A 17,169-nucleotide genomic window follows, 5' to 3' on the forward strand; every position below is an offset into this window, starting at 1 on the left:
AATAATCTATGAGCGAAGAAAATAAAAAACAGTATTCTGCCGATAGTATTCAGGCACTCGAAGGAATGGAGCACGTACGTATGCGTCCTTCCATGTATATTGGTGATGTTGGGACACGTGGTCTCCACCATTTGGTATACGAAGTTGTCGATAACTCTATTGATGAGGCATTAGCAGGACACTGTGATAATATCACTGTGACCATTAATGAAGATAATTCTATTACAACTGAAGATGATGGTCGTGGGATTCCTGTAGATCTGCATAAAAAAGAGGGAGTTTCTGCCCTTGAAGTTGTAATGACCAAAATTGGTGCAGGTGGTAAATTTGATAAAGACTCATATAAAGTATCTGGTGGATTACACGGTGTAGGTGTGAGTTGTGTAAATGCCTTATCTGAGCATTTGAAAGCTACAGTACATCGAGATGGTAAAATTTGGGAGCAGGAATATGAACGCGGAAAAACATTGTATCCTGTAAAACAAGTTGGTGAAACAGATAAACGAGGGACTATTGTAACCTTTAAACCTGACCCGACTATTTTTACACAAAGCTTAGAATATAACTACGATACACTTGCTAGTCGTTTACGTGAACTAGCATATTTGAACAAAGGAATCACAATTCATTTGATCGATAGAAGAACTAAGAAAGAAGATGGTGAGTTTGAAGGTGAAACATTCCACTCTGAAGAAGGACTTAAAGAGTTTATCAAGTTCTTAGATGGAAACCGTGAGCCACTAATGAATGATGTGATTGCCTTTGAAGGTGAGAAAAATGGTGTGCCTGTTGAGGTGGCTATGATTTACAACACCTCTTATGCTGAAAATTTACATTCTTATGTAAATAATATCAACACACATGAAGGAGGAACACATTTATCTGGATTTAGAAGAGGTCTAACACATACTCTGAAAAAATATGCAGATAGTTCAGGAATGCTAGATAAGTTGAAATTTGATATTGCAGGAGACGATTTCCGAGAGGGATTAACAGCTATTATTTCTGTTAAAGTTGCTGAGCCTCAGTTTGAAGGTCAAACAAAGACTAAACTTGGAAACAGAGAAGTGTCTGCTTCTGTAAGTCAGGCAGTGTCAGAAATGCTTACAGACTATCTTGAAGAGCATCCAGATGATGCAAAAACTATTGTTCAAAAAGTAATTCTTGCAGCCCAAGCACGCCATGCAGCTCAAAAAGCTCGTGAAATGGTGCAACGTAAAACCGTCATGAGTATTGGAGGTTTACCTGGTAAGTTAAGTGACTGTTCAGAACAGGATCCTGCAAAATGTGAAGTATTCCTTGTTGAGGGAGATTCGGCAGGTGGAACTGCTAAGCAAGGTCGTGATAGAGCATTTCAAGCCATTTTACCATTACGTGGTAAGATACTAAATGTTGAAAAAGCAATGCAACACAAAGTATTTGAAAATGAAGAGATCAAAAATATCTTTACAGCACTTGGTGTTACAATTGGAACTGAAGAAGATCCAAGAGCTTTAAATTTATCTAAATTGAGATATCACAAAGTTGTCATCATGTGTGATGCCGATATTGATGGTAGCCATATTGCAACTTTGATTTTGACGTTCTTCTTTAGATATATGAAAGAATTAATCGAAAACGGTCATATCTACATTGCAACACCACCTTTGTACCTTGTTAAAAAAGGTGCGAAAAAGCAATATGCATGGAGTGATAAAGAGCGTGACGAAATTATCTCAGAGTTTGGAGATGGTTCTAAGATCCAACGTTATAAAGGTCTTGGAGAAATGAATGCCGAACAATTATGGGATACAACTATGAATCCTGATTTTAGAACATTGCGTATGGTGCAAATTGATAATGGAGGAGAAGCAGATCGAATTTTCTCAATGTTAATGGGAGATGAGGTGCCACCACGTCGTGAGTTTATTGAAAAAAATGCAATCTATGCCAATATTGATGCATAATAAATCAAGTTTTACTTTCTATTAAACGTATGAAAGTGAAAACCAAATATAAAGCAACTACGTATCTCATGTAGTTGCTTTATTTATTTGAAATCAAAATAGAATTGGTGTAATTACGTTATATTAGTAATGCCATAATCTAATACCAAATCAATTAACTTATGAAAAATATTTTAATACTGACTCTTGTAATTGCAAGTGTAATGTCAGCCAAAGCTCAGGAAAACATCAATGATTTATTAGCAGCAGGTATTGCTGATGCCAAAAGATTCACCCAAGACTATATTGCCCCAGCTTCCGAAGGTCTGGGATTTGGAATTAACAATGGGTGGTTTAATAACGCTAAAGCACCAAAGCGGTTTAGTTTTGAACTTTCAATTATAGGGAATGTAGGCTTCATTAAAGATGATAAGAAATCATTTCAAATGAATGTAGCCGATTATGAGAATATAAGATTTGACGATGGTAGCCCATCTAAAATGGTAGCTACAGCACTTGGAAATAATGATCCTGATATCAGAATTATTATTACCTATGATGATCCTATCTTCGGAAATCAGGAAACAGAACTCATTTTACCTACAGGAATTGCCTCGGAAAATATAAATATCATTCCTACTGGATTTCTTCAAGCTAGTTTTTCGCCTTTTAAAGGAACACAGGTTAAAGGACGGTTTTTTCCGAAGATCGAATCTGAAGATGCCAAAGTTGGACTTTATGGAATAGGACTTCAGCAAGACTTTACAAGTTGGTTGCCTGCAGATAAAATCTTTCCTGTTGCTATATCAGGATTGGTAGCTTATACAAATTTAGATGCTAGTTACGACTTTACAGATGTAGAGATTGTTGAAGGTGAAAACCAACGCATCGAAACAAATGTTAATACCTTTTTGTTTCAATTGATTGTAGGTACTAAACTGAAGATTATAAATTTTTATGGCGGATTGGGATATGTCACAGGAACATCAACTACAGATCTGTTGGGAACTTACAGAGTAACCGATGGTTTTCTCTTTTCTCAGGATATTATTGATCCTTTTTCTATCGAACAAGATATCTCAGGTGTTAGAGCAACAGTTGGCGCAAATCTTAAACTTGGTTTTTTTGGTTTGAATGCTGATTATACGATTGCAGAATTTGATAGTGCTACACTCGGCATAAATTTTTCATTTTAAAGCTTATACCATTCAAACCATTATTAAAGAAAGTACAAGATTTTATCTTGTGCTTTTTTCTTTAACATGCTAAAAATTCGTAATTTTGCAAACTCAATTATCAACACAATTTAACATAAAAACAGATTAGAGAAATGAAAGTAACAGTAGTTGGAGCAGGAGCAGTAGGTGCAAGTTGTGCCGAATATATCGCCATTAAAGATTTTGCAAGCGAAGTTGTATTATTAGACATCAAAGAAGGATACGCCGAAGGTAAAGCCATGGATTTAATGCAAACAGCGTCTTTAAATGGTTTTGATACAAAGCTTACAGGAGTAACAAATGATTACACTAAAACCGCCAATAGTGATATTTGTGTCATTACATCTGGTATTCCTCGAAAACCAGGTATGACTCGTGAAGAGCTCATTGGTATTAATGCTGGTATCGTTAAGTCTGTGTCTTCTAGCTTAATCGAACATTCTCCAAATACGATAATCATTGTAGTAAGTAACCCAATGGATACCATGACTTACCTCGTTCATAAAACAACTAACTTACCAAAGAACAGGATTATTGGTATGGGAGGTGCGTTAGATTCAGCACGTTTCAAATATAGATTAGCGGAAGCTTTAGGTGCTCCTATCAGTGATGTTGACGGAATGGTAATTGGAGGTCATAGCGATAAAGGGATGGTGCCTTTAACAGCACATGCTACAAGAAATAGTATCAAGGTGTCTGAATTTTTATCAGACGACCGTTTAAATCAGGTAAAAGAAGATACTAAAGTTGGTGGAGCAACATTAACTAAATTGTTAGGAACTTCAGCATGGTATGCACCTGGAGCTGCAGTAAGCGGATTAGTTCAAGCTATTGCTTGTGATCAAAAGAAAATGTTTCCTTGTTCTACATTGTTAGAAGGTGAGTATGGATTAAACGATCTTTGTATTGGTGTGCCAGTAATCTTAGGACGTAACGGAATTGAAGAAATCGTAAAGATCGACCTTAGTGATGCAGAAGAAGCACATTTAAAAGAAAGTGCTGCTGGTGTTCAAAAAACTAACGGATTATTAGAATTATAAACTCAACAAACGTTGTGAAATTTGTTATGGCAAGGTATTTGTCAATAATGAGTAAAACAACAAATATATAATCATAACAAATTTTACAATGAAAAAATTACTGATCGCATTCATAGCAGTTTTTAGTTTAACACTTACTGCTCAAGACAAATTAACTGAAGGAAAAATCGTTTCTAAACAAACCTTATCAAGTGATAATGAACAATTGATGCAACAATTGGCAATGATGGGCGATATGCAAACAACAACGTATTTTAAAGATAAAAAATCACGTACTGAGCTGTCAAACCCAATGTCTGGTGATGTTGTTACGATTTCTAATACTGAAACCAATGAGTTTTTAACATTAATGGACAACCCAATGATGGGTAAGAAATATACTTATGTTAAAAATGACAAGGCTGAAGAAATGTCTAAGAACATTGAAGTCAAAGCAGGAGAAGAAACGAAAGAGATTTTAGGATACAAATGCAAGCAATATTTTGTAAGTATAGACCAAGATGGTGTTCAAATGACCATGGAAATATTTACAACCGAAGCTATTCCAGTCGCTTCTCAACAAACATCAATGCTTGGTGATAAATTGAAAGGATTTCCTTTATACATGGTTATGGATATGAATCAGATGGGAAATAAAATGAAAATCACTACTGAAGTTACTCAAATTGAAAAGCAATCAGTTTCTGATGATCAGTTTAGTATGACACCTCCAGAAGGATACGAAAATATGGAAGGTCAGAATTAAAAATTATTCTACAATACATCTCAGAAGAGCAGCATCATAGCTGCTCTTTTTTTTTGTAGATTTTTATGCTTTTAATCATAAAATATATTCCTTTCATCTAATCTATATTTTTTAATTATATTTGGCGCATGAAGACGAGATGGTACTATAGTATTCTCACGGTTATGTTTGTCTTATTAGCAGGTTTTGCTACTAAGGAGCATTGTGCTGTACCTAATCAGGAAATCGTTCTTCAATTTACTAATGATGCTATCACTTCTAATGATGCTAAAAACACCATTAGTATTGTAAAGCAACAACTTCAGTCTGTAGGTGTTGAGAATATTCAAGTCAAAGAGCAGCAAGGCGGACATTTAAAAATCACCTATTACAGTGATTCAGATGTAGATAGTATCAAAGCGGTGCTTTCCGAAGTGAACCTATTAGAACTTGGATACTTATCAGACCAAAATGGCGATCCTCAAATACCTTCTGATGATCGTTCGCTATCTTACAACCTTGATGTTTATGAAATTCAACAAGCAGATGATGCTTCTGATCTAGGTGGTAAGCTAGCTTTAGAAACCAAAGCAGAACAGGATAGGTTTTATAATCCTAATCTATTTGTTCCTCAAAAAAATGTAGATGAAAAAGAACTTTGCAAAAGTGTAGAAGTTGCTTATAAATTTAATAGAACTGTTGCAATTGCAATAGATAATAGCTCTCGAAAAATTCCTGAAGTTAGAGCAGGACCTTCACATTTTGGGACATGTTTTCATACAATTAGCTAAATAGCAAATTCCCATTAAATTTCCGTAAAAATAGTGTTGAGCAACATAACGCTTAACCTTTCAAAGATGGCTTTTAGTATTTAATCGAAAAGCCACATAAATAGTATATATAAACATAAATAATAATTGTCAAACTGGAGGTAAATTCTATATTTGCTCTCCCGAAAATTCGGGTTAACGTTTGACCTAAAAATTATAATAATGCAAAACAAAGGACTAGTAAAGCTTTTTGCAGTGTTATTTGGATTGGTAAGTATTTACCAGTTATCATTTACATTCAAAAACAACCAAATTGACGAGGCTGCTAAAACATACGCAGTAAGTAAATATGACAACCCAGACGATATCAGCGATGCTGAAATTCGTTACTTAGATTCTATCTCTAACATAGAGTCTTACAACATAGGTATTGCAAGCTTCACAGGTAAAGAAGTGAGAGAAAAGTCAATGAACCTTGGTCTTGACCTTAAAGGAGGATTAAATGTAATTCTTCAAATTTCTGTAAGAGATATCTTAGAAGGTCTATCTAACAATAGTAAAGATCCTGCATTCAATAAAGCATTAGCTGATGCTGAAGAAATTCAAAAAGATGCTCAGGAGTCTTACTTAGAATCGTTTTTCCAAGCATGGGATGCGATCAAAGGTGATCAAAAATTAGCGTCACCAGATATTTTCGCCAACAGAGACCTTGATGATGTTATAGACATTACAATGACTGATGATGATGTTAAAAAGAAATTAGAAGAAAAGGTAGATGAATCTATCGTATCTGCTTTTGAAGTATTACGTAAGCGTATTGATCAATTCGGTGTTGTGTCTCCAAACATTCAACGTCTTGGTAACTCTGGACGTGTGCTTGTTGAACTACCAGGTGTAAAAGATGTTAAGCGTGCTACAGAGTTGATCACAACTACTGCACAATTACAATTCTGGGACGTAGAAAGCGGACAAGGGCTAGGAAATTTCTTTGCCTTAGCTAATGAAACCTTAAAAAATAAGTTAGGTTTAAACGAGAAAGAGGAAGCGGTTGAGGCGCAAGACTCAACAGCAACTGAAGATTCAGAAAATAGTACTATTGATGATCTCTTAGGTGAGACATCTACAGATTCTACAGCAACTAATACAGTTAATCCTATAGGTGATTTAATTGCGCCAGTGCAAAGCTTTGGTATGTTTGCTGTAAAATTAGAAGATAAAGAAAAATTACAGTCGTATTTAGAAATGCCAGAAGTTCGTGCTGGTCTTCCAGCAGAAGCTCGCTATACAAAGTTTGCTTTTGGTTTACCAAAAATAGACAAAGAAACTGGATTGGAAACAGTTGATCTTTATGCACTTAAAGGAAATAGAGATAATCAACCAGAATTAAGTGGTGGTGTAGTTACAGATGCTCGTCAATCTTATAGCCAAACGAATAAACCAAGTGTTACAATGCAGATGAATGCTAAAGGTTCTAAAATTTGGGAGGAAATGACTGGAAGAGCATATGCTCAGGGAAGTCAGATTGCAATTGTATTAGATGATATTGTGTACTCAGCGCCAACCTCTTCAAGTGGAGCTATTTCTGGTGGTAACACAGAAATTTCTGGAAACTTTACAGTGAACGAAGCAGTCGATCTTGCTAACGTATTAAGAGCTGGTAAGTTACCTGCAAGAGCTGAAATCGTACAGGCTGAACAAGTAGGTGCATCTTTAGGAAAAGAAGCTATTGATAGTGGTACAAAATCATTCTTAATTGCACTATCATTAGTGCTAATCTGGATGATTCTTTACTACGGAAAAGGAGGTATTTTTGCTGATATCGCTTTATTATTAAACATCTTACTAATCTTTGGCGTATTATCTGGTCTAGGTGCTGTATTGACACTTCCTGGTTTAGCAGGTATCGTTTTAACAATTGGTATGTCGGTTGATGCTAACGTACTTATTTTTGAACGTATACGTGAAGAGTTAGGTAAAGGTAAATCTCAAAAGGAAGCTGTAAAAGATGGTTTTGCTAATGCATTATCTTCTATATTAGATGCAAACATCACAACTGGTTTAACAGCACTAATCTTATTTGTATTTGGTACAGGACCAATTAAAGGTTTCGCAACAACCTTACTTATTGGTATCATGACCTCATTGTTTACAGCCATATTTATAACCCGATTACTGGTAGATTGGTATGTGAATAAAGGTAAAACGTTGGATTTCTCAACATCTATTACCAAGAACTTATTTAAGAATACAAAAATCAATTTTATCAGCAAACGAAAAGTGGCTTACGTCATTTCAGGTATTTTACTTGCAGTTTGTATTGGGTCTTTATTGACTAATAAATTAGATCAAGGTATTGACTTTGTTGGAGGGAGAACATATCAGGTGCGTTTTGATAAGCCTGTAAGTTCTGAAGATGTAGCAAAAGATTTAACTGCTATTTTCCAAAGTGTTGAAGTTAAAACTATTGGAAGTGCTAATCAATTGAAGATCTCTACGAAGTATAAAGTCAATGAGAATTCTGTTGATGTAGATGAAGAAGTACAGACTATGCTATTTGATGGTTTGAAATCTTACTTACCTAACGGACTTTCATATGAGGATTTTTCTGAAGGAAAAAATAACATTGGTAAAGTGTTTTCAGGTAAAGTGAGTCCTACTATTGCTGATGATATCAAGAATGAATCATTACTAGCTGTATTAGGATCTTTAATTGTAGTATTCTTATACATCTTATTCCGTTTCAAGAAATGGCAATTCTCATTAGGTGCTGTAGCTGCAGTATTCCATGATGTAATTATTGTATTAGGAATCTTCTCATTATTGTATAAGTTCATGCCATTTAGTATGGAAATTGATCAAGCGTTCATAGCAGCAATCTTGACTGTAATTGGTTACTCACTGAATGATACGGTTGTTGTATTTGATAGAATTAGAGAGGTTCTTCTTGAGCGTTCTGGATTTAAAGGTGGTGTAAATATCAACTCGGCAATCAATAGTACATTAAGTAGAACGTTGAATACCTCGTTAACTACATTAGTCGTGTTATTAGCCATGTTCATATTTGGAGCTGAATCACTTAGAGGCTTGTTGTTTGCCTTGATTATTGGTGTGGTAGTTGGTACATACTCTTCGGTATTTATTGCAACTCCACTAATGTATGATACTTTAAAGAACAAAGGTATCGCACCTCCAAAAGAGGATGACGATAAAAAATAATTATTATTCGTAATGATTAAAAAGCCACTTCATTTGAAGTGGCTTTTTATTTTGTATTGAGTAACTTTAAAGATTAATATCAATGTAATGATGAAATATCTAATCGTATCTATATTACTTTTATTGGGATTTGTATCGTATGCCCAATCTGGAGAACAGGAATTTGAAAAGCATAGATTACAATACAAAGACTTTATTTTTGCTCCAGGACTTATTGTTCAGCATGATACATTTCTGGAATTTAATATGCTTATTGGAGAAGTGACTGTTGCTGATGGTAAAATTCCTGTTGTTGGAGTAGAAGGGTTTAGAATAGGATTGGAGACCAATTTACGAGGTGGTCGAAATTATGTTATTGCTCCCAAAGTGGGTTATGAGATCTCTGCAACAGTATTTGCACTACGATTATCAGCTGTGAACTATTTTCAAAATGAAAAGTCTGAGTTTAGATTGCTACCAGAGCTAGGAATTAGTATGTATGGTTGGGTTAATCTAACCTATGGTTATGGTATTCCGTTTAATAATGGAAACTTGAATAATGTGAGTCATCATCGTTTAGGATTAAGTTTTAATCTCGATAAAAGACTAAAAAATAAAATAGGGAATTGATTTAGTTTACTGTGAATTCGACTCTATCTCCTTTGTCTAAAGTCCATTGGTCACTTAAACCTGCATTAACTTCAAGAACATATTTTGCAGGACCTTCTGATGGTAAAGATGTCTTATCAAATGGTTTTGCGTTTTTCTGTATGCTCACAACTGTTTTGTCTTCAGTCAGATAAATAATATCGAGAGCGATTTCGGTGTTTTTCATATAGAACGAACGAAAGTCTGAGTTCGGAAAAATGAACAGCATACCTTGGTTCATTTTCATACTACTGCGATACATGAGACCTGTTTGCGTTTGGTACTCATCATCGGCAATTTCAATGTCTAAGGAAGCTAAAAGCGAATCTGTAACTGCTTTTTTAAGTTGAAGTACACCTTCTTTTTTAAATTCAATTTTTACTTGTTTTACTGTGGACGATTTTTGTTCGTCCTTACACGATAGAATATTCAGAAATACAATTCCGAAGCATAACACAGAAACGAACTTATAATACTTTATGAACATGCTAAGCTAATTCTGTTTTAGGTTTATAGAAGAACATAAAGTAGAGTCCGATGAGTATAAACGGAATACTTAAAACCTGTCCGGTATTCATAAACCAAACATAGTCATCACGTCCTTCAACTTGCGCTTCTTTAACAAATTCTACAAAAAATCTTACAGTCCATAATAAGACGAGGAACAATCCGAATAAAAAGCCTTGCTGTTCACTCTTTTTTGTTTTCCAGTAGAAGTACCATAAGATGAAGAATACAAAAATGTAGCTACCAGCTTCATAAAGTTGAGCTGGATGTCTTGGGAAATCTTCACCTAATTGTTTGAAGGTGACTCCAAAATCGGTTCCGGTAGGCTTTCCAATAATTTCTGAATTGATAAAGTTTCCAAGTCTTACAAATACAGCTCCTGAGGCTACCGGAATAACAACACGATCAAGTATCCATAATACCGATTTCTTCAAGACTTTTTTATTATACAGATACATTGAAATAATCATTGCTATTGCAGCACCATGACTTGCTAAACCTTGAAATCCAGTAAATTCAATGCCGTTTTTAAAGCTGAATGGTAGGAAGATGCTCCAGAAGTCTTCAGTTATTAATTCACGTTGATAAAAGATGACATGTCCTAAACGTGCTCCTAACATAATACCAATAACCGAATAGATAAATAAAGAATCTAAGGATTCGTTGGTTTGATTTTCGTTTTTGTAGATGCGTTTCATGATGTTGAGTCCGAGAACAAACGCAACAATCCACATTAGACTGTAGTAATGAAGGGTGAATATACCTAAGTCTATTCCTTTTGATGGATTCCAAACCATGTCAAGCGCAATCATAGTATTTAGTTTTGTTGGGATAAAGATAGTATTTATGTATAAACTACAATTAGTGTTAAGATAGTTTTAATCTTCTTTTTCAGGAACAGGATCATAGCCAGAACCTCCCCATGGGTGACAACTCAAAATTCGTTTTAATGCAAGTTTGCCGCCTTTCCAAAGTCCGTGCTTTTCCAAAGCTTCTTTCGAGTAATGTGAGCATGTTGGTTGAAACCGACACGTTGCTGGAGTTAATGGAGAGATTAACGTTTGGTAAAATTTTATAAGAAATAGAAAAGGAGCAATGAGAACACGTTTCATAATTAGTTTGTCGTAAAAGTCGTGCCATCCTTTCCGTCATTCAATTGGATGCCTTTGGCTGCCAGATCATCACGAATTTTATCAGATAAAGCAAAATCTTTATTAGCTCTTGCTTGCTGACGTAGCTCTATCAATAATTCAACTGCTGCTGCCAACTTATCTGTTCCAGTGTCTCCATCAGAATCTTTAACAAGTCCTAAAACATCAAAAGTAAAATCGTGCATTGTCTTTTTTAGTAACTCCAGATCTTGAGAAGTAATAGATGCATTACCATCCTTTATTTGATTGATCTGCTTAGCTGCCTCAAAAAGATGCGCAATTAATATCGGCGAATTGAAATCGTCGTTCATGGCATCATAACATTTCTGTCGCCATTCTGAGATATTAAAGGTAGATGTGTCGCCAGTTTGTAATTCCTCTAATAAATTAATAGCATCCATTAAACGGTGAAATCCTTTTTCAGAAGCTTTTAATCCATCATCTGTTAAATCCAAAATACTTCTGTATGAAGACTGTGCATTGAAAAATCTAATCACACTAGGAGCGTAGGCTTTACTAAAAAAGTCATTGTTACCAGATAATAGCTCATCAGGATTTACTACATTTCCTGTAGATTTAGACATGCGTTGCCCATTTAATTGTAGCATATTGGCATGCATCCAATAATTAACAGGCGCTTGTCCTTTGGCGGCTTGACTTTGTGCAATTTCACATTCGTGATGCGGAAATTTCAAATCCATTCCACCACCATGAATATCAAAATTATCTCCAAGATATTTTGTGCTCATTGCTGTGCATTCTAAATGCCATCCGGGAAATCCGTCACTCCATGGTGAAGGCCAACGCATGATGTGTTGAGGTTCGGCACGTTTCCAAAGCGCAAAATCCTGAGGATTTTTCTTGTCACTTTGACCATCTAAAGCTCTAGTATTATGGATAAGGTCTTCTAGTTTACGTTTGCTTAAAATTCCGTAGTCATTAGTTTCATTGAACTTGTGAACGTCAAAGTATACAGATCCATTGACCACATAAGCAAATCCGTTATCAATAATGGTTTTGATCAATTCAATTTGTTCAATAATATGTCCTGTTGCAGTAGGTTCTACACTTGGTGGACGAAAATTGAATGTATTCAATATATTATGGAAATCAACAGTGTAGCGCTGAACAACTTCCATAGGAACGATTTCTTCTTTACGTGCTTGCTGTGCAATTTTATCCTCGCCAGTGTCAGCATCATTTTCTAAATGACCTGCATCTGTAATATTTCTAACATATCTAACTTTATAACCTAAGTGACTCAGATATCTGAATACCATATCAAAAGACATAAAGGTTCTCACATTTCCTAAGTGTACATTACTATATACGGTAGGTCCACATACATACATTCCAACAAATCCTTCTTCAATGGGTTTAAAAGTTTCTTTTTTTCCACTAAGGGTATTGTAAATCTGAATCTTTTGTTCTTCGTACAAATGCATATAGTTAGATATTTAAATGCGGTTGTTAGTTTGATCTATTGTTATAATAGTCAAATCTAACATTTTATTTTCTCTTCGGAAAAAGGGATACTTAAAAAGTTGTATCGAGTTTAATGTAGTCTAAAAACTCTCTTTTGGTTTCTTTTTCTTTGAATTTTCCTCCAAATTCTGAAGTTACTGTGCTACTATCAACATCTCTGATTCCTCTGGAGTTAACACATAGGTGTTTTGCATCAATCACACACGCTACGTCTTCGGTATTTAAAACTTTTTGAAGTTCTTTGACCACTTGAATGGTTAGACGCTCCTGAACTTGTGGTCGCTTAGCAAAATAATCGACGATTCGGTTCATTTTAGAAAGGCCAACAACAGTACCATTAGAAATATAAGCTACATGTGCCTTTCCAACAATTGGTAGTAAGTGATGCTCACAAGTTGAGTATACAGTGATGTTTTTTTCAACAAGCATTTCACCATATTTATATTTGTTATCAAAGGTTGAAGCACTTGGTTTTTTTTCTGGGTCTAAGCCTCCAAAAATTTCATTAACAAACATTTTAGCTACACGCTTAGGTGTTCCTTTTAAGCTGTCATCTGTTAGATCTAAGCCTAGAGTTTCCATAATATGCCTAACGTCATCTTTAATGATATCGATCTTTTCAGAAGATGTCAGATTAAATGCATCACTTCGCATAGGTGTTTCAGATGAAGTTCCAACATGATTATCACCTACAGCATCAATATCTTGAATGTCTTTATCTATTTTCATTCTTTATATTCCGGAAAACGGAAATTCTTTTAATTAAAACTTTTTCATTCTCTGTTTCAAAGAGGACTGCAAAGATAAGCAATAAAAAAAAACGAAAGTAGGGTAGGACTTTTTTAATTTAACATGTTATATGCCTATAATCGGCATGTCTGGACATGATATCTGATTTAACAGTTTATTTATTAAAATTTTCTTAAATTCCGCATCCATTAAATAGAAAAAATCATGAACTCAAAATTACTGTTCCCTCTAATGTTGTTCTGTACTTTACTGGCAACACCTTCTGTGTTTTCTCAATCTTCAAATCAGAATAGAAAACAAAAAACAGTTAACTATAACAATAATATAAACAATCCTTTGAGTGCTAGTGAATTAGCATTAATCAATGAGGTCTATGGTAGCACAGCAAACAAAAATGTATTAAGCAAGCCACAGCGATTGAAGGATATTAAAAATATTCTGCGCAACAGAGTTGAGATCAAGAATGTTCCAAATCCAAGTGATCAGAAAGCATGTACTTTATTGTCTGAAGTGCCATTAATGGACTATTATGTCAATAATTTACAACGTGATACCAATTTTAACCCTCAAAATTTTAACCCGCTGAAATACCTTTTTAATTTTTATGGTAACGGAACACATATGTATCGTGTAGATAATACTAATTACTTTATCATTATCAAATCTCAACATCAATAAGACATTAATTAGCCATTTATATTTATTCGCTATGAAAAAAGCACTACTCATAATTTTCACTTTATTTTCACTTCATACCTATGCGCAAGATGTTCTTATGCAAGATGGTACAGTAACTGCTTGTTCAGGAACTTTTGTTGATTCAGGAGGAGCTGGAGGGAATTACTCAAGTGACGAAAACTTAGTACTAACTATATGTCCTGAAAATCCAGGTCAATTGGTACAATTAAATTTTACAGCATTCAACACACAATTAGGTGCAGATGTCATGACCATTTATAATGGTGATAGTACAGCTAGTCCACCTTTTGGAACTTATGATGGTGCTAATAACCCAGGTTCGGTAACTGCAACAGATGATAATGGATCTGGATGTCTAACCATTCAGTTTGTTTCTGATGGTGCTGGAACTACTACAGGATGGGCGGCAGATATCTCATGTTTTACGCCATGTCAAACCATTGTATCTCAGTTAGATTCTTCAATTCCTGCGGCAAATGCTGATGGTTACATCAGAGTATGTCCTAATGAAGAAATTACTTTGACAGGTAGTGGTGTTTTTGAATTTGATGGAACAGGTGCTACATATCAATGGGATTTAGATAATGGGAATTTTGTAGATGGTCAAACAGCTACATTTTCATATGATACACCAGGAGTTTATATCGTTAACTTAAATGTTAGAGATGCCAATACAGATTCAGATCCTCTGGGATGTCCCAATACAAACTTAATTAATCAAGTCATTCAGGTCGCAACTGAGCCAGATTTTACTGGTACTCAAGCTGCAAATTCAACCTTATGTTTTGGAGAATCAACTACTATTGATGGTGTTGTTACTCCAGTTCCTTTCGTTAATGATTGTACACCTCCAGTGAGTGGTACAACATTCTTACCAGATGGTTCTGGTGCAGTTTATACAACGTGTATTACAGTAGATTGTTTTGAATCAGATCAGTTACTCACAGATCCTAACCAGCTTATTGAGATTTGTGTTAATATGGAACACTCTTATTCTGGCGATTTAGATATAAAGATTATTTCTCCTAACGGACAAGAAGCTGATCTGTTTACTCAAGCAGGTGGTGGTACATATTTCGGAGGTGCTAATGATGATAATTCAAACACGCCTGGAACAGGAGCAGATTACTGCTTTTCAATGTCTGCAACAACACTGCTTTCAAATGCCAATACAATAACAGCCGGAACGAATCCACCAAATAATTCATGGGAACCAGGGACTTATCTTCCTGTGGAGTCTTTTAATGAATTGGTTGGAAGTCCTTTGAACGGAGATTGGTGTATTGAAATTGTTGACAACCTTTCTATCGATAACGGATATATCTTTTCTTGGGGATTAAATTTTGACCCAAACATACAACCACCTGAATTGTCATTTACTCCAATGATTGATTCTGAATCTTGGGATGCAGATCCTTCAATTACAAACGTTACGGGAAGTACTATTACTGTTGCTCCTGCAACTGCTGGAACTCATTGTTACACTTACAGAGTTGTTGATGATTTTGGATGTGAGTATACTGAAGAAGTTTGTATTACTGTTGAAGAAGAACTTATGGCAGACGTAGTTGCTGTAACCAATCCTATTTGTAATGGAGAAGATGCTCAATTTCAAATTACTGGTTCTCCAAATGGAGTGGTGAGTTATAATATTAATGCTGGTGCCACACAAACCGTAACCCTTGACGCTGCTGGGACAGCTACAGTTACTTTAGGAGTGCCTGCCGTAGATCAAACATTTACACTTATAGATATCACTGTTGGGGCTTGTACTCTAGCGGTCAATGATACTGAAACAATTCTCGTTGGTCAAGTATTTGATACGTCATTTACAATGACACCAACATGTGATGGAGGAACTGCAACCGTAACTGGAGATGCAGGTGGAACATTCGCATTTGAAGATCCACAGCCAACAGATGGTGCAGCTATAGATCCAGTAACAGGTACAATAACTGGAGGTGTATCCAGTACTACGTATACTGTTATCTATGAATTTGCTAGTTCTTGTAGTCCAGGAACAACTCAATCTGTAACTGTTTTACCTGCACAAGATGCAAGTTTTAATTATACAGCAACATGTGATGGAGGAACAGCGACAGTTACGGGTGATGCAGGAGGAACATTTACGTTTAATCCAATTCCAACTGATGGCGCTACTTTAGATCTATTAACGGGTACGATTACTAACGGAACACAGGGTGCAACATATACAGTTGAATACGCTCTTGCTGGTGCCTGTCCTGAAGTTTCTACTCAATCTGTAACAGTTTTGCCTTTCGAAGATGCAAATTTCACATTAACATCTACGTGTGAAGGTGCAACAGCTGTGATCACAGGAGATGCAGGAGGGACTTTTGCGTTTAACCCTGTGCCTGCCGATGGCGCAACAATAGATGTTAATACGGGATTGGTAACAGGAGTGTCTGGAACAACTTATACTGTAGAGTATACAACTTCAGGACCTTGTCCTGAAACAACAAGCCAAAGTGTTACTGTATTCCCTGCTGAAGATGCTACGTTCAATTTAACACCAAGTTGTACTGGAGCAACAGCAACAATCACAGGAGACATTGGAGGTGTGTTTGCGTTTAATCCTGTTCCTACAGATGGAACTATAATAGATGCTGTTACGGGTGAAATTACTAACGGATCGTCAGGAGTAACTTATACAGTTGAATATACAACAACAGGCAACTGTCCTGTAACATCAACTGTAGCAGTTACAGTTTTTCCAGAGGATGATTCTAGTTTCACGTTGTCACCAACATGCGATGGAGGTACAGCAACAGTGACTGGATTACCAGGAGGAACATTTGCATTTAATCCAAATCCTGGTGATGGAGCGGTTATAAATCCATCAACAGGTACGATATCTGGTGGACAATTCGATGCGACTTACACTGTTGACTACACCACTAATGGTGCTTGTCCAACAACAAGTACTCAATCTGTGACAGTATTTACTCAGCCAACTATCATCGATCCTACACCATTAGAGGTTTGCGATGATGGTACACCAGATGGAATTACGAGTATAGATTTAACGTTAAAGAAT

At 35.6% G+C, this 17,169-nt stretch carries 14 protein-coding genes; 9 read left to right on the forward strand and 5 right to left on the reverse strand.

The genetic code is table 11. The features are described from left to right. Positions 1–8 precede the first annotated feature (8 nt). The 7 genes from gyrB (at position 9) to Q0951_RS16790 (ending at position 9,501) form a co-directional block, all read left to right on the forward strand. The gene (gene gyrB, locus Q0951_RS16760; protein WP_299339440.1) at positions 9–1,946 is read left to right on the forward strand and encodes a DNA topoisomerase (ATP-hydrolyzing) subunit B; all 1,938 of its coding nucleotides are present in this window, start codon (positions 9–11) and stop codon (positions 1,944–1,946) included. A 161-nt stretch (positions 1,947–2,107) separates the two neighbouring features. Continuing rightward, positions 2,108–3,121 carry a DUF6588 family protein gene (locus Q0951_RS16765; RefSeq protein WP_299339441.1) on the forward strand — a complete coding sequence of 338 codons (1,014 nt, stop codon included), beginning with the start codon at positions 2,108–2,110 and terminating at the stop codon, positions 3,119–3,121. 134 nt (positions 3,122–3,255) lie between these two features. Then, positions 3,256–4,182, forward strand: a complete 927-nt coding sequence (gene mdh, locus Q0951_RS16770) for a malate dehydrogenase (RefSeq protein ID WP_299339442.1) — start codon at positions 3,256–3,258, stop codon at positions 4,180–4,182. A gap of 88 nt (positions 4,183–4,270) precedes the next feature. After that, entirely contained in the window at positions 4,271–4,927 is a 657-nt protein-coding gene (locus Q0951_RS16775) for a hypothetical protein (protein WP_299339443.1), read from the forward strand. 128 nt (positions 4,928–5,055) lie between these two features. Continuing rightward, complete coding sequence (locus Q0951_RS16780; protein ID WP_299339445.1) at positions 5,056–5,697, forward strand: hypothetical protein; 642 nt, start codon at positions 5,056–5,058, stop codon at positions 5,695–5,697. Between the two features lie 201 nt (positions 5,698–5,898). Then, positions 5,899–8,892, forward strand: coding sequence for a protein translocase subunit SecDF (gene secDF, locus Q0951_RS16785; protein WP_299339447.1), 2,994 nt, complete (start codon positions 5,899–5,901; stop codon positions 8,890–8,892). Positions 8,893–8,979: 87 nt separating this feature from the next. Continuing rightward, on the forward strand, positions 8,980–9,501 hold the full coding sequence (locus Q0951_RS16790) for a hypothetical protein (RefSeq protein WP_299339449.1): 522 nt from the start codon (positions 8,980–8,982) through the stop codon (positions 9,499–9,501). A gap of 1 nt (position 9,502) precedes the next feature. Here Q0951_RS16790 and Q0951_RS16795 read toward each other — a convergent pair whose 3' ends face one another. The 5 genes from Q0951_RS16795 to folE form a co-directional block, all read right to left on the reverse strand. Then, on the reverse strand, positions 9,503–10,006 hold the full coding sequence (locus Q0951_RS16795; RefSeq protein WP_299339451.1) for a DUF192 domain-containing protein: 504 nt from the start codon (positions 10,004–10,006) through the stop codon (positions 9,503–9,505). 1 nt (position 10,007) lies between these two features. Then, positions 10,008–10,838 carry a prolipoprotein diacylglyceryl transferase gene (lgt, locus tag Q0951_RS16800; RefSeq protein WP_299339456.1) on the reverse strand — a complete coding sequence of 277 codons (831 nt, stop codon included), beginning with the start codon at positions 10,836–10,838 and terminating at the stop codon, positions 10,008–10,010. A gap of 66 nt (positions 10,839–10,904) precedes the next feature. Next, positions 10,905–11,138 carry a membrane protein insertion efficiency factor YidD gene (gene yidD / locus Q0951_RS16805; RefSeq protein WP_299339457.1) on the reverse strand — a complete coding sequence of 78 codons (234 nt, stop codon included), beginning with the start codon at positions 11,136–11,138 and terminating at the stop codon, positions 10,905–10,907. A 2-nt stretch (positions 11,139–11,140) separates the two neighbouring features. Continuing rightward, positions 11,141–12,622, reverse strand: a complete 1,482-nt coding sequence (cysS, locus tag Q0951_RS16810) for a cysteine--tRNA ligase (RefSeq protein WP_299339458.1) — start codon at positions 12,620–12,622, stop codon at positions 11,141–11,143. Between the two features lie 91 nt (positions 12,623–12,713). Beyond that, on the reverse strand, positions 12,714–13,391 hold the full coding sequence (gene folE / locus Q0951_RS16815) for a GTP cyclohydrolase I FolE (RefSeq protein ID WP_299339459.1): 678 nt from the start codon (positions 13,389–13,391) through the stop codon (positions 12,714–12,716). 225 nt (positions 13,392–13,616) lie between these two features. On the opposite strand from folE, the gene Q0951_RS16820 reads away from it, so the two are divergent. Both Q0951_RS16820 and Q0951_RS16825 read left to right on the forward strand, forming a co-directional pair. After that, positions 13,617–14,090 (forward strand): hypothetical protein, encoded by a 474-nt coding sequence (locus Q0951_RS16820; protein ID WP_299339460.1) that lies wholly within the window; start codon positions 13,617–13,619, stop codon positions 14,088–14,090. 31 nt (positions 14,091–14,121) lie between these two features. Then, on the forward strand, positions 14,122–17,169 hold a 3,048-nt coding region (locus Q0951_RS16825), incomplete at its 3' end, for a PKD domain-containing protein (protein ID WP_299339461.1).

This window comes from uncultured Psychroserpens sp., assembly GCF_947501425.1.
Taxonomy (GTDB): domain Bacteria; phylum Bacteroidota; class Bacteroidia; order Flavobacteriales; family Flavobacteriaceae; genus Psychroserpens.